Annotated in this window: 17 protein-coding genes and 2 pseudogenes; 10 read left to right on the top strand and 9 right to left on the bottom strand. The window is 40.4% G+C overall.

The annotated features are described in order from the left end of the window. Positions 1-2: 2 nt before the first annotated feature. Positions 3-1,880 carry a DUF4139 domain-containing protein gene (locus tag BVH04_RS00600; RefSeq protein ID WP_086539394.1) on the bottom strand — a complete coding sequence of 626 codons (1,878 nt, stop codon included), beginning with the start codon at positions 1,878-1,880 and terminating at the stop codon, positions 3-5. A gap of 177 nt (positions 1,881-2,057) precedes the next feature. On the opposite strand from BVH04_RS00600, the gene BVH04_RS00605 reads away from it, so the two are divergent. Then, the gene (locus BVH04_RS00605) at positions 2,058-2,840 is read left to right on the top strand and encodes an undecaprenyl-diphosphate phosphatase (RefSeq protein ID WP_086539395.1); all 783 of its coding nucleotides are present in this window, start codon (positions 2,058-2,060) and stop codon (positions 2,838-2,840) included. Positions 2,841-2,925: 85 nt separating this feature from the next. Continuing rightward, positions 2,926-4,119, top strand: coding sequence for an ATP-binding protein (locus tag BVH04_RS00610; protein WP_086539396.1), 1,194 nt, complete (start codon positions 2,926-2,928; stop codon positions 4,117-4,119). A 35-nt stretch (positions 4,120-4,154) separates the two neighbouring features. On the opposite strand, the pseudogene BVH04_RS00615 reads toward BVH04_RS00610, so the two are convergent. Further along, positions 4,155-4,721, bottom strand: a pseudogene (locus BVH04_RS00615) (type 1 glutamine amidotransferase domain-containing protein). Positions 4,722-4,933: 212 nt separating this feature from the next. Continuing rightward, positions 4,934-5,923 carry an N-acetylmuramoyl-L-alanine amidase gene (locus BVH04_RS00620; RefSeq protein ID WP_086539397.1) on the bottom strand — a complete coding sequence of 330 codons (990 nt, stop codon included), beginning with the start codon at positions 5,921-5,923 and terminating at the stop codon, positions 4,934-4,936. Positions 5,924-6,127: 204 nt separating this feature from the next. Between BVH04_RS00620 and BVH04_RS00625 the strand changes: the two genes are divergently transcribed. Then, positions 6,128-6,730, top strand: a complete 603-nt coding sequence (locus BVH04_RS00625; protein WP_086539398.1) for a DUF1684 domain-containing protein — start codon at positions 6,128-6,130, stop codon at positions 6,728-6,730. A 218-nt stretch (positions 6,731-6,948) separates the two neighbouring features. Here the strand turns inward: BVH04_RS00625 and BVH04_RS00630 are convergent, their stop codons facing one another. The 3 genes from BVH04_RS00630 to mfd form a co-directional block, all read right to left on the bottom strand. Beyond that, positions 6,949-7,392, bottom strand: a complete 444-nt coding sequence (locus BVH04_RS00630; protein WP_086539399.1) for a DoxX family protein — start codon at positions 7,390-7,392, stop codon at positions 6,949-6,951. Positions 7,393-7,612: 220 nt separating this feature from the next. After that, the gene (gene gldJ / locus BVH04_RS00635) at positions 7,613-8,839 is read right to left on the bottom strand and encodes a gliding motility lipoprotein GldJ (protein ID WP_086539400.1); all 1,227 of its coding nucleotides are present in this window, start codon (positions 8,837-8,839) and stop codon (positions 7,613-7,615) included. 177 nt (positions 8,840-9,016) lie between these two features. Then, complete coding sequence (mfd, locus tag BVH04_RS00640; protein WP_086539401.1) at positions 9,017-12,370, bottom strand: transcription-repair coupling factor; 3,354 nt, start codon at positions 12,368-12,370, stop codon at positions 9,017-9,019. A 395-nt stretch (positions 12,371-12,765) separates the two neighbouring features. On the opposite strand from mfd, the gene gltX reads away from it, so the two are divergent. The 6 genes from gltX (at position 12,766) to BVH04_RS00670 (ending at position 17,096) form a co-directional block, all read left to right on the top strand. Continuing rightward, positions 12,766-14,304, top strand: a complete 1,539-nt coding sequence (gene gltX, locus BVH04_RS00645) for a glutamate--tRNA ligase (protein WP_086539402.1) — start codon at positions 12,766-12,768, stop codon at positions 14,302-14,304. Positions 14,305-14,316: 12 nt separating this feature from the next. Continuing rightward, on the top strand, positions 14,317-14,520 hold the full coding sequence (locus BVH04_RS00650; RefSeq protein WP_086539504.1) for a hypothetical protein: 204 nt from the start codon (positions 14,317-14,319) through the stop codon (positions 14,518-14,520). Between the two features lie 258 nt (positions 14,521-14,778). Next, positions 14,779-15,453 (top strand): outer membrane beta-barrel protein, encoded by a 675-nt coding sequence (locus tag BVH04_RS00655; RefSeq protein WP_086539403.1) that lies wholly within the window; start codon positions 14,779-14,781, stop codon positions 15,451-15,453. Positions 15,454-15,548: 95 nt separating this feature from the next. Continuing rightward, the gene (locus BVH04_RS00660) at positions 15,549-16,043 is read left to right on the top strand and encodes an RNA polymerase sigma factor (RefSeq protein WP_086539404.1); all 495 of its coding nucleotides are present in this window, start codon (positions 15,549-15,551) and stop codon (positions 16,041-16,043) included. After that, positions 16,033-16,344, top strand: a complete 312-nt coding sequence (locus BVH04_RS00665; protein ID WP_086539405.1) for a hypothetical protein — start codon at positions 16,033-16,035, stop codon at positions 16,342-16,344. Before BVH04_RS00660 ends, BVH04_RS00665 begins: the two co-directional genes overlap by 11 nt. 11 nt (positions 16,345-16,355) lie before the next feature. Then, positions 16,356-17,096 carry a Spy/CpxP family protein refolding chaperone gene (locus BVH04_RS00670; protein ID WP_086539406.1) on the top strand — a complete coding sequence of 247 codons (741 nt, stop codon included), beginning with the start codon at positions 16,356-16,358 and terminating at the stop codon, positions 17,094-17,096. Positions 17,097-17,221: 125 nt separating this feature from the next. Here BVH04_RS00670 and BVH04_RS26530 read toward each other — a convergent pair. The 3 genes and pseudogenes from BVH04_RS26530 to BVH04_RS00680 form a co-directional block, all read right to left on the bottom strand. Next, positions 17,222-17,383 (bottom strand): annotated as a pseudogene (locus BVH04_RS26530) (type II toxin-antitoxin system RelE/ParE family toxin); the annotation flags it as partial. Positions 17,384-17,433: 50 nt separating this feature from the next. Next, positions 17,434-17,607, bottom strand: a complete 174-nt coding sequence (locus BVH04_RS25335; protein ID WP_169714331.1) for a hypothetical protein — start codon at positions 17,605-17,607, stop codon at positions 17,434-17,436. Between the two features lie 62 nt (positions 17,608-17,669). Further along, positions 17,670-19,352 (bottom strand): DUF885 family protein, encoded by a 1,683-nt coding sequence (locus BVH04_RS00680; protein ID WP_086539407.1) that lies wholly within the window; start codon positions 19,350-19,352, stop codon positions 17,670-17,672. 317 nt (positions 19,353-19,669) lie between these two features. Here BVH04_RS00680 and BVH04_RS00685 point away from each other — a divergent pair, with 317 nt between their 5' ends. Further along, positions 19,670-20,557 carry an ABC transporter ATP-binding protein gene (locus tag BVH04_RS00685; RefSeq protein WP_086539408.1) on the top strand — a complete coding sequence of 296 codons (888 nt, stop codon included), beginning with the start codon at positions 19,670-19,672 and terminating at the stop codon, positions 20,555-20,557. Positions 20,558-20,561 lie beyond the last annotated feature (4 nt).

The raw sequence follows: 20,561 nt of genomic DNA on the forward strand, positions 1-20,561 counted from the left end.
GTCTAATCCAAAATCACTTTTTCCTTCTTGGGATATTTGACTTCATATTGGAGTTTGAGCTCTTGCTGAGCACCAGGCTGTAGCGTGATTGTCCAAGTAACTTTTCCAGTTTGTGGATCTAATTTTCCTCCAGAAAGTGTCAAAGCTTCTACTGTAATATCAGAATTCACAGAAATAGGAATCTGATCTTCTACATTGATAGTCACTGCTTGGGACTTATTATTTTTCACCGTGATTTTATACTCACGGCTTTCAGTGATATTTGATCCAATTGCACGCTTTTTGGAAAACTCATCATTTTTCTCCCGCTGAATCACTATGCTTCTATCCCTACCCATGGAAACCTCCAAGGTATCTTGCAAAGAAGATCCGTTTAAAATGGATCTGCCCACAAATCCATCTTCAAAGTACAAATTGCTTTCTCCTTCCAGCAAGCTGTATTGACTCCAATCGGAAATTTCGGCAATCAAGAAAGCATCATTATCCAGCTTTGGAACAACAGAGTACCTGTAGGAAGCTTCCACCTGAAAATTTTTCAGGTCCACTAAGGTTTTCTCCCCATTTGATTTGATTGAATATGGCTCAGCAACTTCGATTTCTACGGTAGTTTGATTTTCTACTACGGAAGTTTGAAGTAAAGGAGCAGGGGCACCATCCAAGGTACTTATACCCCTAAGTCGGACAGTGGCTCCTGCCATTGATTTCTTTTGCTCAGCTCCATATCCCATAACTACAATTTCTTCCAATGCTTGGGTGTCTTCCTGTAGAGAAATATTCACTCTGGATGAATTAATAGCAATTTGTCTGGGCTGATAGCCAATGAAGGAAGCACTCAATTGGCTAGCTCCTGAAGGCAAAGTCAGCGAGTAATTCCCTTCCATATCGGACACGGTTCCAATAGTGGTGCCACTTACCAAGATGTTTGCTCCTGGAAGAGGGCTTCCGTCGGAAGCACTGGTAATTCGTCCAGCTACAGATCCGAAAGTTTGAGCCCTTGGATTGAAAGTGGTCAATCGCGCAAAATTCAATTCCCACTTTTCTAGATCAGGAATTTGGCCACCTTGATTGGGATTGCCATTGGAAAATCGAAGTTTGACGTCCTTCCAGTCCACTCCGGTATTTTGATAAACTTCTGCCTTGTACGTCAGAGAAAGCGGAGAACTTACGTTTTTCACACGCACGTCGTATTTTGGATACCAACCTGCATTGGCCACGAGGTAGTTAATTTCAAAATCGGCAGTACCCCCACGATCCGATTTTACCCTTATCCTAATTTCCGACGTTGATTCATTAAAAGACGCTTGCATCGCTGTAATTTGATTGCTCAGCTTGTTCATTTCATCATCTTCTTGCTGGATATTCGCTTGGATTTTCAATTCCTCTGTCTTGATTTTCATCAGTTCCGCATCGTAAAAATCCATCGCCTGCTTCAGCTCCGTCAAGCTCGATCCATTCTGTGTTCCGCCAATATTTTTATTAGCATTCAGTAAACTGGTCTTTTCCTTCAGGACTTCCAGTCGGGCAAATTCTTTACCTTGGTTTCTCTGAATAGCCAAAATAGAATCCTGAAGCGCTTGCACTTTCTCTCCAGTCTTTTGCTCAGAGAGGTAATCTAACCGCTTATTTACTGCCTGAATGGTAAAATCTCCCATCCCTTTCACTTGAATACTTTTTTCATCCAAATAGGGAGAAAGTCCCTTGATCAAAATAAATGACTCCCCAGCTGGGATCTTTCCACTGGAAGTTTCGAAAATTTGTGCTCCAGATAGGAAGACTGTTACTTCTTGAATTTCAGACTTGAATGTGGATTCTTTTATTTCTTGAGAGAAACTGAAAAATGACACCAAAAATAAAGTGAGTAAGAGAGAGAATTTTTTCATGTAGTGAAGGTTGAACTATTAAAGAAGTAAAAATTTAACGGGTAATGAAATTACATGATCTTAAAGAATCTGAATTTTAGAATGGAATCTATCTGAATCTAGATTTTATGCGGAAGAGTGTAAACTGGTTTATTAACTTTGCCAGCTTAAATATCAACTGACTTTCCCTTTTTCTGCATGACAGTTACTCAAAGTATTATTATTGCCATCATAGAAGGCCTGACTGAATTTTTGCCTGTTTCCTCCACTGGACATATGATTTTGGCATCTGCAGCGATGAATATTCACGACGACGAATTTGTGAAGACCTTCGAAATCTTCATACAGCTCGGGGCTATACTAGCCATTGCACTCATGTATATCAAGCGCTTTCTTCAGGGCATCAATATTTACCTCAAGTTATTTGCAGCATTTGTCCCTACTGCTATAATAGGTTTGCTAGCCTATGATTATATCAAGGAATATTTATTTAATCCCATAGTCGTTTCAGTTTCGCTGATCATTGGTGGTGTAATTTTGATATTCGTTGACAAAAAAGTGGTGAATACTGAAACCAAAGTGGCTGAAGTGGAAGACATTTCGTACAAAAATGCCTTTTTCATCGGTTTGTTTCAGTGCTTATCCATGGTACCTGGAACTTCTAGAGCTGCTGCCACGATCATTGGGGGGGTATTCAATGGTTTGGACAAAAAGCAGGCGACAGAATTTTCCTTTCTATTAGCCGTCCCTACCATGATGGCGGCTTCTGGCTACGACTTGTTGAAAACTGATTTAGTTTTTACCAATCACCAATTATCTCTCCTCGGAATTGGCTCTATGGTGGCTTTCATCACTGCTTGGTTTGCGGTAAAAGTGTTCTTAAAATTCGTTTCGAAAAATGGCTTTACAGCTTTTGGTTACTATAGAATCGTAATAGGGATTCTATTCTTAATCTTTATGTGGGGAACTGACCTAGGCTAATTGTAAAATAGATTTTACAATAAATAGCACTTACTGTAAAATAGATTTAACAAAATCAATACTTTTGTGTAAAATCTATTTTACAATGGAAAAACTGCACCTCAATTCTCAAAAGAAAATACAGGGTATATCTTTAGACTTCCAGAGGTTCCTTCTAGAAAAAATAGACTGGAATGAACGCCTTATCGCGATCAGCGGGGCTCGGGGGGCTGGCAAAACGAGCCTATTGCTTCAGCATGGCAAAAAGCACCTTCCTGAAAATGGGTCAATCTTGTTTGTTTCCCTGGATGATCTTTATTTTTCAGATCATTCTATCTTGGAATTGGCCGAGGATTTTCAGCTTACGGGGGGAAAAGTATTGTTACTGGACGAAATTCATAAGTATCCGAATTGGTCTCGGGAGTTAAAACTAATTTACGATGACTTCCCCCAGCTCAAAGTAGTATTCACATCGTCTTCCGTATTAGAAATTTACAAGGGAGAATCAGACCTTAGTCGGCGCGCCGTGAGTTATCTTTTACCAGAACTTTCGCTAAGAGAGTTTATAGAATTAGAATTAGGGATTCAATTCCCAAGCTTTTCTCTAAGAGAAATAATAGAAAATCACGTCTCACTAAGCACGCAGGTATTAGAAAAAATCCAACCGATACCAATTTATCAGCAATATGTGAAATGGGGAGCTTATCCTTTTTTTAAGGAAGGCAAAGATCATTATTTAGATAAACTTCAAAAGACAGTTCAGATTACAATTGAAGTAGATTTGAATGCGGTGGAAAATATGGATTATGAAATGCAATTTAAGCTCAAAAAATTAATCCGCATTGTAGCTACTTCGGTTCCTTTTACTCCGAATGTCAGTGAACTAAGTCAAAAAACAGGTATTTCGAGACCAAGTTTGCTTAGAGCATTGGATCTACTGGATAGAGCCCGAATTCTTCAAAGTCTTCATAAGCCAAATACAGGCATTGGAGCACTTACTAAACCTGAGAAACTTTACCTCTGCAACTCAAATTTACTCCAAGCTCTCGGGGAGGAGAATGCAAATGTTGGTACGATTCGAGAGACTTTCTTTGCAAATCAGCTTCGAAGCGTTGCTCAAGTTAATCTTGCTGCAAAAGGCGATTTTTTAATTAATAAAAAATGGACTTTTGAAATTGGAGGCAAAAGCAAAACCTCTTCTCAGATCAGGGATGTTGAAGACTCCTATTTGGTCAAAGATGATATAGAGTATGGCGTAGGTTGTACTATCCCGCTTTGGCTGTTTGGCTTCTTATATTGACAAAAAGCCCAATTAAGTTGATTAATCGGGCTTATTTATGAGTAAGCAGTCTGTCCTGAATGCTTTCCTTCTCGGAATTCCTCCACCATTTTTTTGTTAAATGCCGGCAGGTCTTTTGGACTTCGGGATGTTACTAAGCCGCTATCCACGACGACTTCTTCGTCTACCCAATGTGCTCCTGAATTTTCCAGATCTTTCCTTATTGATGGAAAGGAAGTCAAGGTACGACCATTGGTGACTCCAGCTTCTATGAGTATTTGCGGCCCATGGCAGATGGCTGCTACAGGCTTATGATCTTTGAAAAAGCTCTTGACAAAATCTATAGAAGCAAGATCCCTTCTCAATAAATCCGGATTTATCACACCGCCAGGAAGAAGTAAAGAATCAAAGTCAGTTGCGCTCACTTGATCCACTCGAGCATCTACTTTGATCGGATCACTCTAGTTCCCATTCTTCCCGCCTTTGATATGATCATTCTCTGGGGATATAATAAATACTTCTGCTCCCTCTTTTTCTAGGGCACGCTTAGGTTCTACAAGTTCTGATTCCTCAAATCCATTCGTAGCAAGTATAGCTACTCTTACATCTTTCAATAAACTCATAATACTAGTGGTTAAGTTGGTAATTACTTCCTTTAGACGAAAGTAGCTCTAGTTCAGTGGCATGCATAAATTGACCAACTCTGTTCCAAAAAATGAATCCTTCCTAATTGGAAATTAAGTAGGATTCAAGATTTTTATTTTCTGTATTAATTCCACAAGCTGAGAATTCTACCCTCATAATCGGGAAGAATCAAATATTTTAATGCCGAAAGCTATTTGAAGTCCAAGTAGCTTTTGCTTAGCCATTTTTCTTCCAAACTGATTTTTGCCCAGTCTCCTTTTATTTTCGAAATAAAAATCTCCTCTGATTTCATCATGTTATCCACCACAGGAAATTCAGAGCCTGGCCCGCTTCTCACGCGAAGCACATTGGCATTTACAGTGGCTCTTTGCACATCTGCGGTATATTTCCCATACACCCAGTGCGACTGACTATTTGAGATTTTAAGCCAACCATTAGACTCCTCATAGATTCTCAATATCGCACCCAATTGGGCAGCGTCTCTATCCGAGGCTTTGGAAGCTGATGCACTAGGTGAGCTGCGAATACTAAGAGAATTGGCAGTCACTGCGACATACTTTTCAATTCCAACTGGTAAGTGTGGAATGGGTGTGCTCTGAAGTTGCTGCTCTACTAGCGGAAGGAAATTAGTCATGCAATCCTCCACTTTATTTCCACCAAAGAAATTAGTGCCTGGACAAGATTTATTTCCTCCCATACCATTGTTTCTTTTCCCTGTACTTAGCTCAAACCAGTGATGATAAATGATACTGAAGGTATTCACCGGTAATCTGAATTTATCACAAAGTGCAGCTGTCATTTGGATAATGGCTAGCCGATGCTCGTTAGTCATATTATCACCATCTTTATCGAAATTGCCCAGATGCTCTATGCATATAGAATCTCTATTTGCACCAAAAATACAGGAAGGGGTAGATTCCAGAGATCTCCCCGTTACAATAGTACCGTCTGGAAAGCTGGTGAAATGCTGACCTATATCGCTCCAACCATTGTTTCTGACATGGTGATTTTTCATGGCCAATTGTCGCTCGAAATGATTGCTACCATTGAAATGTGTGAAATTAGGACTCCAAGTGTGATGTTGCTGCACTGTGAGAATGGTGCGCGCAACACGCTGAGACTGGATCCAAGAAACAAATTCAGCTATGTTCATTTTTAAAAAACCATTTTTGCTTTCCATAAGAATCAATTTTAAAAGTTAAAAATTCAAGTTGGTATCAATATAAGGTGATTTGCTAATCATTGAAAATGAACGGATTATAATTTAAACTTAAAGTGATTAGTAGGATTTCAAAAATTGTTTTTGATCTTCTTTTATCCTGAGTAACTAATCAATACTTTGTAGAATATCTTACTAAAAATAGCTTTTCCTATTTAACTCACTATGAAAGAATTTCTTTTAATTGCTTTTTCAATGGTAGGATTATCTCAAAACCTACACGCTCAAAATGAGTATATGGCCACTATTCTGGAATTCCAACATGAATTGAATGAGGAATATAAGAATCCTGATGAATCTCCGCTTTCTGCTAAGGAACGGAAGGCATTCGAAGAGCACCATTTCTTCTCTATTGATGAGAAATATCATGTCTTGGCCAAATTTGAAAAGCTACCTCTCCAACGCCTTTTTCAAATGAAAACCACCGCCAACTCCATCAAGGATTATGATGTGTATGGAGTTGCGACGTTTTCTTTGGATGGAAAAGAATACCAGCTGAACATCTACCAAAGTCATCAGCTAAGAACTCAAGAGAAATATAAAGACCATCTTTTCCTGCCTTTTACAGATCAGACCAATGGAACCGAAACCTACGGTGGTGGAAGATATATAGATTTGAAAATTCCAGCAGGTAACACAATAGAATTGGATTTCAATAAGGCTTATAATCCTTATTGTGCCTATTCGACTGGCTATGCATGTCCTATTCCGCCGAAGGAAAATAATCTAAAGGCGGAGATTAAAGCGGGTGTGATGAAAAATAAATAGTCGCCATCCAACTGTAACGAACATAGGGAGATTGACCAAGAAGGAATTACTTCAGAAAAAATACAAGAATTGTTTTGATAAAGTTACTTCCAAATTCTTTGAACTATATACAGCAAATACGCCAATTAGAAAATTACTTAAACATGCCGTCAGATGAAGTGCGATAACTTAATAAAATGGGCATAAGGTTCACTTATGCCCACATTGCCTTCATGCTACTACCACCTAGGATGTTCTTTCATGTAATTATCCAAAGAGAATTTACCAGAGCCGAAAATCAGAAATACGATTAACAAGATCAGAACGAGTAGGGATAGTTCGAACTCCAAATTATTTGAAACAGAAAGAAATCCTGATTCGATATTGACGAAGAATACGGCGACCAAAAGAATCGGAATTTGGAAGAGGATAGCAAATCTGGTCACTAATCCTACTGCAATTAAAAATCCTCCTACCAAGTGAGCAAAAGCCACATAATGTGCTAAGCCAAGGTTGAAGAACTGAAGATCCTTATTTTTCATCAGGTTCATTAAGTCGCTGGTATTGGAAATAAAGAGTACGCCTTTGTAAAGAATAAATAGTCCTAATACAACGCGGAGAAAGTCTATCCACTGGGGATGATGCCTATCCGCCCAAGATTCAATTTTCGCAATGGTTTCCATGTCATTTGGGTTTTAGTACACTAGTAAGTTACAAAAATTCAACAGTACTACACTGATATATAGATCGTTAAAAAATTATCGCTGCATACTTACAGAATTTGAATCCAGGTATTGCTGCGTGGATTTTTCAGGAAATTGTTTTAACCAAACTAGTCCCATATGGGTATAAAAAAGCCCCATCAAAATCAATTGATGGGGCTTTATAAAAGTTGCTTATTTTTTAATTCCCTTTTTCTCCGATAGAGATCATTGCACATCTGAAACCAATGTGATTGGTAGCAGAATCCTGATGCATAAATCTTCTGGTACCAGGAGCAAGCCAATAGGCTACGTCTCTCCAAGACCCCCCCTTGTAAACTCTGAATTCGTCAGTTAACATCGAAGTGAAATACGTATCTTCTTCGTCACCTACACCAGTATTTCTCACTGGATTGAGGTCATCAAAGTCTTGGTAAGATAATGGACGATAAATATCCTGAACCCATTCGTTCATGTTCCCAGCCATGTGATACAATCCAAAATCATTTGGTGCCATGTCATATACATTGGTCGGAATGATCTCTCCGTCATTTGATTGTCCACCTGCGATTCCTGCGTAATCTCCTCTTCCTCTTTTGAAGTTGGCAAGGAAATCCCCTTGCTGACCTTTTCTTTTCACATTGTAAGGGCTACGAAGACCTCTACCATCCCATGGATAGATTCGGCCATTTTCCTGATTTTCGTCAAGGTATTGTGTACCAATCATGGCTTTGGCAGCGTACTCCCATTCAGCTTCTGTAGGTAATCTATAGTCTGCAAGTGCTACCCCTCTTTCTATAAGTTGATTTTTGTTGAAGGAGGAATCTATACCTCTATCTTCTCTTATGATTTCGAGCACATAATCAGTTCTCCACTTTGAATAAGCATTGGCTTGAACCCAGGAAACACCCGCTACAGGATAAAAGTTGAACCCTGGAAACCTAAAGTAATATGACTGATACATGTCATTAAAACTCATCTCTCCACCAGCCCACACATTGTCTTTAGGCTCAAGTTTGAGAAGTGAATCTGCACTTACTTTTTTACCCATGTTGAATAGGTACTCTCGATAGTCATTATTAGTAACTTCCGTTTCGTCCAAATAGAAGTTAGAAAGTGTCACTGTTCTTTCTTGATTATCTCGGAATGCCATCACATCCTCTTCTTGAGAACCTAGCACGGCTCTACCTCCTTGAATAAATTTCAAGTTTGGTCCTGGAATTTGCTCGGCATTTTTGGCTACAAAAAATTGAGTAGAATCGTTTTCATCAAAACTGAATTCTGCTCCGGTCGTAGCACTTTTTTTGCCAGGTTTGTTGGCAGTTCTTCTGCCATAGCCAGGAGTTTTATTACAAGAGGTTAAAATAGAGCTTCCAACTATCGCTAAAGCTACTACCCACATTCCCCATGATTTGTTACTCAGACGCATATATCTAATTGTTTTAGGTCTTTTTCAGTGTGCTAATATAATTGCATTGTCAAGCACTTCCAATGATTTGAGATGACGTCCTTTTATTCCTTTTGGCAAAAAACAGCCAAAAACACAGAAAATCAGCAAAATCGATAGGCAAATCTGCAATTTTTATGCCATTAAATTATTTCAAAATCATGCATCATTCATCTCTTTGAGCTTAATCTGAGCTTTGAAAATGGTTGAAACATTCGATAATGTAAGAATCAAACGATTCTTGTACTCCTTTATTTTGCAAAGTTTACTATTCATCTGCGCAAATCGCATAATTTTCTGGAAAATATCTGAAGAATAATAATCGTCGCGAGTAGATGGTAATAAATGACACTTCATCATTCCACCTTTCAACACAAGCTTTTCAATACCAAGCTTTTCAGCTTTCCATCTCAAGCGCACCGTTTCCATCAAATCTGTAACCGAAGGTGGGAATGGACCGAACCTATCCAGCAGCATGGTAGAGAATTTAGCCAACTCTTCTTCATTTTTGATTGCATCTAGTTTGGAATACAGCCCAAGTCTTTCGCTGATATTTCCTACGTACTCTTCTGGAATTAGCAATTCCAGATCAGTCTCAATCGTACAGTCCTGAACCAGCACCTTGACCTTCTCGGACAACTCCGTTTCAAATAACGCTGCAAACTCATTTTCCTTCAATTCCTGAACTGCTTCATCAAGAATTTTGTGATACATCTCAAATCCCAAATCAGTGATAAAACCACTTTGCTCAGCCCCTAACAAATTCCCCGCTCCCCGAATATCCAAATCTTTCATCGCCACCTTGAAGCCATCTCCCAAATCTGAGAATTCCTCCAGCGTTTGCATTCTTTTTCTAGCTTCCGCTGTCAAGCCGGACATCGGCTGAGTGAGCAAGTAGCAAAATGCCTTCTTATTACTTCGTCCTACTCTGCCACGCATCTGATGCAAATCACTCATCCCAAACATATGTGCACGATTGATGATAATCGTATTGGCATTTGGAATATCGAGCCCGGATTCAATAATATTGGTAGAAACCAACACATCGTATTCATGATGGATAAAATCCACCATTACTTTTTCCAGCTTTTTCCCTTCCATTTGGCCGTGAGCACCGACTACTCTTGCATCAGGCACCAGCTTCATGATCAGATTGGCAATAGAATCTATTTCTCCCACGCGATTGTGCACGAAGAAAACCTGTCCACCTCTTCTTAATTCATAAGAAATCGCATCGCGAATCACTTCCTCTTGAAATGTCTGAACTTCAGTAGTGACCGGTTGCCTGTTTGGTGGCGGCGTAGCGATCACGGACAAATCTCTTGCTCCCATTAGGGAAAAGTGCAAGGTCCTTGGAATCGGCGTAGCGGTCAAGGTCAACACATCCACGTTTACACGAAGATTTTTCAGTTGATCTTTTACTTTCACCCCAAACTTCTGCTCTTCATCAATCACCAAAAGGCCCAAATCCTTGAAGACAATATCCTTATTGACAATCTTGTGCGTACCTACGAGGATATCGATCTCTCCGGTTTTCACCTGAGCTATGATTTCCTTGATTTCTTTTGCACTACGAAAGCGATTGATGTATTCAACCTTCACCGGGAAATTCTCCAGACGCTCACTGAAAGTCTGAAAATGCTGCATAGCTAGAATCGTGGTAGGCACTAAAATAGCAACCTGCTTACGATCATTTACCGCTTTGAATGCTGCTCGGATCGCAACTTCTGTTTTACCAAATCCCACATCTCCACAAACCAATCGATCCATAGGATAGGACTTCTCCATATCGGTTTTGACATCTTGGGTGGCAATAGCCTGGTCGGGGGTATCCTCATAGATGAAGGAAGATTCCAGCTCGATCTGTAGCACAGAATCTGGATTGAAAGCAAATCCCGAAGCTGATCTTCTCTTCGCATAAAGCGCGATCAAATCCTTCGCAATATCCTTGACTTGCTTTTTGGCTCTGGATTTCTTGTTGTCCCACTCAGGAGAACCAAGCTTGGACATGGAAGGGACGGCACCTTCTTGTCCAGAAAATTTGGAGATTTTATGCAATGAGTGAATGTTCACATAAAGCAAATCATCATCTCTAAACACCAGTCTTACGGCTTCTTGCATTTTGCCGGCCACATCCACTTTTTCCAAACCTGCAAAGCGCCCTACTCCATAATCCACGTGAACTATGTAATCACCAGGATGCAAAGCTTTCAGTTCTTTAATAGTAAGGGCTTTGGATTTACTGGCTTTGTTGCGGGTCTTATAGCGATGAAAACGCTCAAAAAGCTGATGATCTGTGAAAAATGCGATTTTTGACTGCTTATCATCAAATCCTTCCCGCAGCCCAAGAAGCATGCTTTGCACTTGTAAGGTCGGATCCAATTCTCTGAAAATCCCTAGCAATCGATCTAGTTGCTTGGCATTTTCGGCTGTAAGAATATTGACAAATCCTTTCTTTTCATTCTCCGAAAGCTGGGCAACTAGTAGGTCAAAATTCTTATTGAACGAAGCCTGTGGCTGAGATTCCCAAGAGAATTTTTTAGCATTATGCAGATAAAACTGCTTACCAAATTCTACCCGTGAGAAATTGGCTGAAAGCTTAGAAAAGTCAGATCCTTTATCAAATAGATCCCCAGGGCCGAGTACTATTTTAGTATTGTTTGTTTTGTTGATGATCTGATCAAAGGCTAAGGAAGCTTTGTGAAAGCATTCGTCCATTACATCCAAAGTCAGCTGGTAATCCTTGATCCACACAATCGTCTGCTCAGGCAAAAACCCTAAGAATGACTGCCGTACTTCTTGAAGAAGCTTGGTCTGCACGTTTGGAATCAATGCTATTTGATCTACGCTGGCTATTGAAAGTTGCGTCTCTGGATCAAAAGTCCGTATGCTTTCTATCTCTTTTCCAAAAAGCTCCAGTCGATATGGATTCTCATTAGAAAATGAAAACACATCCAAAATACCTCCTCGGATGGCAAATTGCCCCGGTTCATACACAAAATCCGTCCGCTCAAAATCGTAACTAGCCAGAATTTCAGACACAAACTCCATATCCACTTGTTCGCCTACTCTAGCCGAAAATGTGTTTTCGAGGAGGGAGCGTTTGTTGATCACCCGCTCGTAGATAGCCTCTGGGTAGGTGATGATAATCCGTGATTTGCCTTTCTCTTCCAGCACAAGATTGAGAATCTCAGAGCGCATCAGAACATTGGCATTGTCTATTTCCTCGTATTGATATGCACGCTTAAAACTGGAAGGGAAGATCATGTGCGCTTCGCTATTCAGCAGATTCTGAAGATCAGAATTGAGATAAGCGGCCTCCTCTTTGTCTTGAGCTATTATAAGGTGAAATCCTCCTTTTGTCTGAAAAAGAGCAGAAAACAAAACCATATCCAGGCTTCCGGATAAGCCTTTTATCTGATGTGTAAGCTTTTCGCCACTTGAAATCTCATGCGCGATAGTTTGAAAAATAGGGTCTGATTGGTAAATGGAAAGAAAATCCTGACGATCCAAAAGCTTATGGTTTTAATAGTAGGTTGGTACGGTAAAGTTAGCGCTTTATGAATTCCAAATTTTGATTTCAAGCTGCTTTTACCAGGTAATAAACATCTGGAGGTGATAAGAGTTCAGAATCAGAGGCAGGTCCTATAGGAATGACTTTCTCTTGTGTGTCAAATCAGTTTTCTGCAAGGCTAGCCGGGAAAAAGAATTAGTATAAAAGTAGGAGATGTGTTGAAAAACAGGGATTAGAGGATTATTAATGAATCTATTTCTACCCTTCTAACTTTTTACCTGTGTATGCTAGTGGAATCCGTTCCCTTCCACTACAATTCCTTATCTTTGCCACCCGACCATAAAATCAAAATAAGCCCTCAACTTTATTAAATAGGGTATTGACTTAGAAATCCATGAGTAGAGAAGTTCGCGTAAGATTCGCCCCATCACCCACGGGGCCTTTACATATAGGCGGTGTACGTACTGCACTTTACAATTACCTTTTCGCCCGAAAAATGGGCGGGAAATTCCTTTTGAGAATCGAAGACACGGATCAGGCTCGTTTTGTACCCGGAACTGAAGATTACATTAAAGAATCTCTGGCTTGGCTAGGTATTTCTCCTGACGAAAGTCCTTGGAATCCTGGTGACTGTGGGCCATATCGACAGTCTGAGCGCAAGTCAAGCTATATGCAATATGCCCTTGATCTGGTGGAAGCTGGACATGCTTACTATGCTTTTGACACTTCTGAAGAACTAGAAGCGATGCGTGAGCGATTGACTGCCGCGCGGGTAGTCCAACCACAATACAACAGTATCAGCCGAACTCAGATGAATAACTCGCTGACACTTTCCAAAGAAGAAGTGAAGGCAAGACTAGAATCCGGAGATCCATATGTGATCCGCGTAAAAATACCACTCAAAGAAGATGTACGCCTGAATGACATGATCCGCGGTTGGGTAATGGTTCACTCCTCCACGCTGGATGATAAAGTGTTGATGAAATCTGATGGCATGCCAACGTATCATTTGGCAAATATCGTCGATGATCATTTGATGAATATTACTCACGTGATCCGTGGTGAGGAATGGCTTCCTTCTGCACCGCTGCACGTGTTGCTTTACAAATTCTTTGGCTGGGAGGATACCATGCCTGAGTTTGCACATTTGCCACTTTTGCTTAAGCCTGACGGAAACGGTAAACTTTCCAAACGTGACGGTGATAAGCTAGGATTCCCTGTTTTCCCTATAAACTGGGAAAATAAAGAGAATGGTGAAACTGCTGCTGGCTTTCGTGAGCAAGGTTATTTCTCAGATGCATTTTTGAATTTCTTGGCGTTCCTAGGTTGGAATCCTGGAGATGAGCGAGAAATCTTCACTTTGGAGGAATTGGTTGAAGCATTCTCTGTGGAGAGAATCGGGAAGTCTGGAACCAAGTTTGATATTGCGAAAGCAAAGTGGTACAACGAGCAATATTTGAAAGCAAAATCTAATAAAGACCTTGCTCACTATGTGATCGCTGAGGCTTCAGCAGAAGGAATTACTATCCTACAAGACACTGCAGAAGCAATTGTCGCATTGAATAAGGAGCGCGTTACTTTTCCCGCTGAACTATGGCAAGGAAGTAAATTCGTGGTAATAACCCCAACAGAATTTGATCAGGATATTGCAGGCAAAAGATGGAATGCAGATGCGGTCACAGTTCTTACGGCTTATGCTGAGTCACTGGAGGGATATACTGGCGCATACGATGCAGAAAAGGCAAAAGCTATGCTGGGCGAAACCTCTGAAGCAAAAGAAATCAAACTGGGAAAAGTGATGCAAGCAGTACGACTTGCAATAACTGGAGTTGGCATTGGTCCTGATTTGATGGAGATTTTTGCTATTTTAGGGACTGAAGAAGTGGCCAAGCGTATCAGATTTGCGTTAGCAACTTTAGAAGTAATCGGCTAAAAACACATGAGTATGACTAAGAAGAAAAAGAAAAACGAAGACCCGAAGGTTCATGAAGATTTGAACGGCTTCAAAATGAACATAAATTCCTTTGGCGAAATCTCCTCTTCCTTTTCGATTGATAAAATCAACGAGTTTCTCAATAAGAATGTAGAAGACAAAAAACTAAAGGATAGAGACGATTTGAAACCTGATGAAAAGAAAAAGAAATCCTAACGTCAGTTATTTCTGAATGACTAATTGAAGAGCTCCCAGGTGGAGCTTTTTTTCTGACATTCTTTATACCAGTATGTTAACGGAGGTTTGCACGGTGGTATTTGCTATGCGAGATTTGTGATCTAGAACTCTATCCAAGCATGCCTCATCAGCAAACTTGGCATCTCCAAACCATAGTCCTGCCTAGTAAGGTTTCTCAGAACTTCTAGAAATCAATAAATAATACCTGACAAAATCGATAATTTATTAATTTTGGACATGAATAGAGTTTTGCTCACGAGCATTTTCATTTTAGCATCTTTTGCAGCATTGGCGCAGACCAGTGTCGGAATCCGTGGTGGCTATACTACTTCTACCTATTCTTACCGTCCTTCTCCAAGTAGTAGAGCAACTTCAGTAGATGGAATCGGAGCACCTACTTTTGCCTTGGTTTTTGAGCACTTCAATGCCAAAAATGCAGGAATTGAAGTCAACTTACAGTTCCTCAGAATTGGTTTTTCACAGATCGAATTAGAATCCGATCCCATCAGAACTAATGAAACTCAGTTTGACTACCTAAAAGTCCCGATTTTATCCAGCTTTTTCCTAGGAAGGTCAGGTAGATTTCAGATCAAAATGGGCCCACATCTAGGGTTTATGCTTCAAGCCAAAGACCTCACTAGAGAGTACGCTGATGCGACTCCTTTAGAAATTCCTACCTATGGAGGTCCAAGTGACACACTAAAAAAAATCATGTACGGACTCACTGCTGGAGCTGGAATATCTAAACTTTTTGGTAAAAGCACCTTGACCGGTGAAGTCCGCTTTGCCTATGATTTCACCAATCCAGAGAGCCAAGATCGTATTTTCGACATGAGCTCCACTAATTTAGAGTTTACTTTAGCGTACCTCTTTAGAATCAAAGATGCCAAAATTGAAAAATTGGAAGATTGAAAAATTCCCTGGTTCAATTTTCCAATTATAAAATCTTAAAATTTTTTAATCAACTCTGTCATATATTGGATTCATTCCCCGACTAACCTATGTAAATGAATCGCAGCCAGCTTGATCATATCTTAAAAGCACACCACAGGGATGCGTACCTCTGGGCTCGGCAATGTTGCTCTTTTGAGGATGAGATGGCAAAGGATGTGCTTCAGCAGGCGTATTTGAAGATTTTGGAAGGACAGGCAAAGCTAAAGGATGCATCCAAGGCAAAAACCTGGCTATTTTCCATCATCAGATATACTGCGATAGATGAGCTTAGAAAGGCTGGTAAAGTCGTCTCTCTTTCCGATTCCTATGATCCGGTAGAGATCCAAGAGGAAATAGACTCGACAGATTATGAGGAAATAATCAAGCACTTACCAGAGATGCAGCGGGAAGTGATTTTGATGGTTTTTTATCATCAGATGACCATCGCCCAAAGCGCCGAAATCCTCCAAATCGGCCTAGGAACTGCGAGAACTCATTACGATCGCGGGAAAAAGAAACTCAAAGAATTAATAACTAAAGTTCAAATCCAGGAAGGATATGGAAAATAACGAACAATTGGAACGCTTTTTTGACCAGATGAAAAAGCAGGACGAGCACTTAGAAATCCCTGCTTTTCCAGAAGTTCAAACACGGAAATTCAGCTTTTGGATTCCGGCAGGATTAGCTGCATCCATGAGCCTTGCCTTTCTATTCATCCAAGAACCGGCTCCGGTAGAAAGTGAACCCCCAGAAGTGGTGATCATTACGCTACAGGCAGACGAGAACCAAAATCAACATTTCACCATTGAAGAGACTACATTTCTAGATACCTGGGAATCTCCTACTTCTTCATTATTGTCGGAATATTAAACACATTGAAAATGAATAAAGTAATCTTACTGTACCTATTGCTAGTTGCTGGCTTCGCAAATGCACAGGATCTCTTTCAGAAAAATCTCTACTCTGCTGACCGGGTTATGGAGATGCGTAAAGAGCTAGAGCTGACGGACGCTCAAGCCACTAAGATCAAAAAGATCCATAGCGAAAACGCAGGGAAATTCAGTACCATGAAATGGGATCTGGACGATGCTACTTTAAAGCTTAAGGATATTTTGGATGAGTACAAAATCGATGAGTTAGCTGTACAAAAGCAAATGGATAAGGTGCTAGCCTTGGAAAACTCGCTGAAGAAGCAACAACTCAGCACGATGGTTTCTATCAAAAATGAACTGAGCTTTGAGCAGCAGGAGATTTTGCAAGGTAAAAGGGTGCAAACAGTCAATGGAGTAAATATTACTGGATATGGTACCAGTTCCTTTAGCTCAGCCAATGATTTAGGGCATCCTCAGAACTTCAGAGTCGGCAAACCACTTAGTGGATTAGCAGCAACATCTTCAAGCCCAAAAATATTGGTGCAGTCCTTAGGTTCTAATCAAGAAAATGCACCTCTCTATATCTTAGACACAAAGGATGGAATGAAAGAGTTCACTGACTTCAGTAAAATTAATCCTGATGACATCGAGAGCATCAATGTACTGAAAGATAAACCCGCTGTGGAAAAATTTGGAGAGAAAGGTAAAAATGGTGTAATCATCATTAAGCTAAAGGATCCTAAAAAGTAATTTAATGGTTTTGTATATGAAAAAAGGAGTCTGGTTTTCGGACTCCTTTTTTGCTTTTATATCTTGGTAAGCAATCTTGCTGAATGGTGAATTCTTGTCATAAAAAACACTCCTTACCCAGCACTCTAAACAATTCTATAATTACCTCCAAACAACTCGCGTATGGACTCATCCGCTAATTCTGGAACTATTCTACCCAACAAAGGTTGATTTTGGAGTTGCTCTGACTTTTTAATGATTTTTGAAATTTGCGTTCTAGCATACTTTTCAGAGTCCCTTGCTATATACTCATAGACTTGTTTTCAATCCTCCAGAGCAAGTTACGTCCAAACCAGCTTTACCATTTTTGAGAAATGTCCTTAAAAGATTCATGAGAATTAACCTTCCCTTCTTTAATCTGATCTAGACCTTCCTCAACTTTCTCAATAAAAATAAGTCGCTCAATTAATTCCTCAATATCAAACTCACAAGGCATCTCATTTAGTACTTGAATTGCTTTGTCCTTTTTCATAAAACCCTATTTTTAAGCTTATTTACTCTAGATATTAAACTTTGAGCAAGCTTGAAAGTTCCTCAATCCAAAAACCTCCAGCTCGCTTTGTGATCCTTTTTCAATGGATTACCAGTGACTTTGGCCCGTAAGATTTCTACCGGCATTGCATTTTGGCTCATGACCAGGTCATGGTATTCTTTCTCAGTCATCTTACCAGAATTGACCACTTCATCTCTCAAGGCATAAAACTCTAACGCACCGATCATGTAGGCAATCTGGTATAATGGGCCATAACTACCCTCAAATGATCTCCGAACTTCTGCTTCTGCATTGGCGCGCTCATGGCCTACTTTATCCACCAATAGTTCGACACATTCCTGTGGAGTCATATTTTCAAGATGATAATTCAGTGAGAAAATAATCCGTGCACAGCGGTGCATCCTCCAGAAAAGCATTCCAACTTTATCCTTGGCATCTCTCGGGAAGTCTTTGTCCCACAGGATAAACTCCCAATATAACGCCCATCCTTCTGTCCAAAACGGAGTTCCAAACATTCGCCGATGAGTCATATTCCGCTGATTCATAAACTGCTGCAGATGATGACCTGGAATCAGTTCGTGCTGCACTGTCGCTCTGGAAAAATGCGGGTTGTTCCCACGCATACTCATCATCTTATCTTCATGGCTCATTTCGGATGTTGGGTAAGCAATCTGTATGGACTCGCCACCAAGAAAGAATGGGCTTATCCGCTGACGCTCGGCAGAGATCATGATCGTTCTCCAAGTTTCTTTTGCCAAAGGCGGAACCGTGATCAGGTCGTTTGATTCCACATAGTCAGTCGCTTCTTCTGCCAAGCGGATTACTTCAGCTGGCCATTCACCCGCTGGAAAATAGGCTTCCTTCACCATTTCCAGTGCAGCCTTCCAATCGTCACCAAAACCCAGTTCATTCGATGCTTTGAGCATTTCTTTCTCACACCAAGCAAACTGCTTTTCTGCTTCTGCGATCAATTCCTCTGGACTGTAAGCGATCATCTCAAAAGCCAATTGCTTTTCCAATGCATCTCTTCCTATCGGTCTTCCAATAATGCCACTTCCATCGTCTTTCACAGAATTGGTATAGTACTCACGAAGCGCTTTGGCATAGACTTTCATACTCTCGTCAAGCTTTTTCCAAGGCTCTGGCATCCACCAAGTGAACATTGGGTCAAAGTCGTAATAATAGCCATATGCTTCTCCAGTCGCTTGACTCATCGCTTCTACCGCACTTGCTGCTAGATCGGCTTTCTGCCAACTGTTGTATTTGGGCGTAGCAGACAAATTCTTCAATTGAGCATCTATTTGTTTTGCTACATCATTCCAAGTAGCTGCGAGTATTTGAGGTTCTGGCTTTTTGGCTCTGCGCCTTCCCTGATAAAACTCCTCCAACGGCTTAGAAAAAGCCAAAACTCCCGACACTCCATCAAATGATTTCTTTTCGATGGCCAGTTCAGCAAGTTCTTTTTCCAGGTAATTCCTGAATAAAACATAATCTATTTTCCCGTCCTCAGAGAGGGAATTGTAATTTACCTTACCCAGATTAGTAAGATACTCCTGATTGAACTTCTGAATTCTGGAAAAATATTCATCTGAAAGGGAGTTGGAATACAGTCTCCTCAAAGCTCCATAATCGGCCTGATAGGCCTGAATAGTTTGAGCTAATTCTGTCGAAAAGCCCAAAGTGGCGATAAAACAGAAAATCAGGAGTAAATAGATTTTTTTCATAAGGCTCAGGAAAAGTGAAACCTTAAATTAAATCTTTTGCTCCTAAATCCTCAAAATCGTAACCTGATAGTAGCGCATCAATGCAATTCTTTGATCAGCGGTAAAATTTATTTTTAAGGAAAACGCGCAAATAATTTGTGGTCAATTACTTATCTTGACTGCGATCCGACATCAATACTTTTCTAGAATTGAACCAGACAGCAATTTTTAAGAGGATTAGACTAAAGATTTACTATTTAATTTTTACCCGTTGTTCTTTCTTCTGACGGCAATTTTTTGGCCTGAGAATGAGCAATACCACAACAACCCCTTTCATTATGGAATTAAAGATTAACAATCTGTCAAAGACCTACCCAAACGGCGTAAGGGCTTTAAATGATGTATCGCTGAACGTACCTCAGGGAATGTTCGGCTTGCTTGGGCCAAACGGAGCAGGCAAATCCACCCTCATGCGGACTATCGCTACACTGCAGGACGCGGACAGCGGAAGTATTATGCTCGATGAGATCAATGTATTGGAAGATAAACAAGCTGTGAGAGAAAGGCTTGGCTATTTGCCTCAGGACTTTGGATTATATCCTCGAATCAATGCCGAAGTAATGCTCGATCACATTGCTCAGATGAAAGGAATAGGCAAGAAATCAGAGCGAAAGGACTTGGTAGAAAGCCTGCTGCAAAAAGTGAATCTCTTCAAAGACCGCAAAAAAGGATTGGGTACTTTTTCAGGAGGAATGCGCCAGCGATTTGGAATCGCTCAGGCTTTGGTAGGCAGCCCTTCACTAATAATCGTGGATGAACCCACTGCCGGACTTGACCCTTCGGAAAGAAACAGATTTTACAATCTACTTTCAGAAATCGGAGAAAACACCATCGTAATTCTATCCACTCATATCGTAGAGGATGTAAATACACTTTGCTCCAACATGGCAATCATCTGCCAGGGAGAAGTGCTCATGCAAGGCCAGCCTAAAGAAGGAATAGCCAAAGTACAGGGGAAAATCTTCAAAAAAGCCATCAATAAAGATGAACTCGACAGCTACAGAAATGAATATCAAGTGATCTCCACCAAACTGATTGAAGGTCGTCTTAGCCTAAGAATAGAAAGTGATACTGATCCTGCGAATGGTTTTGAGGCAGTTCCAGCGGATCTGGAAGATGTCTATTTCAGTAATATTTCCAAAAAAGTAGATCCTATTACCATCTAAGCTT

Origin of the sequence: Algoriphagus antarcticus (genome assembly GCF_002150685.1) — a bacterium.
GTDB lineage: Bacteria > Bacteroidota > Bacteroidia > Cytophagales > Cyclobacteriaceae > Algoriphagus > Algoriphagus antarcticus.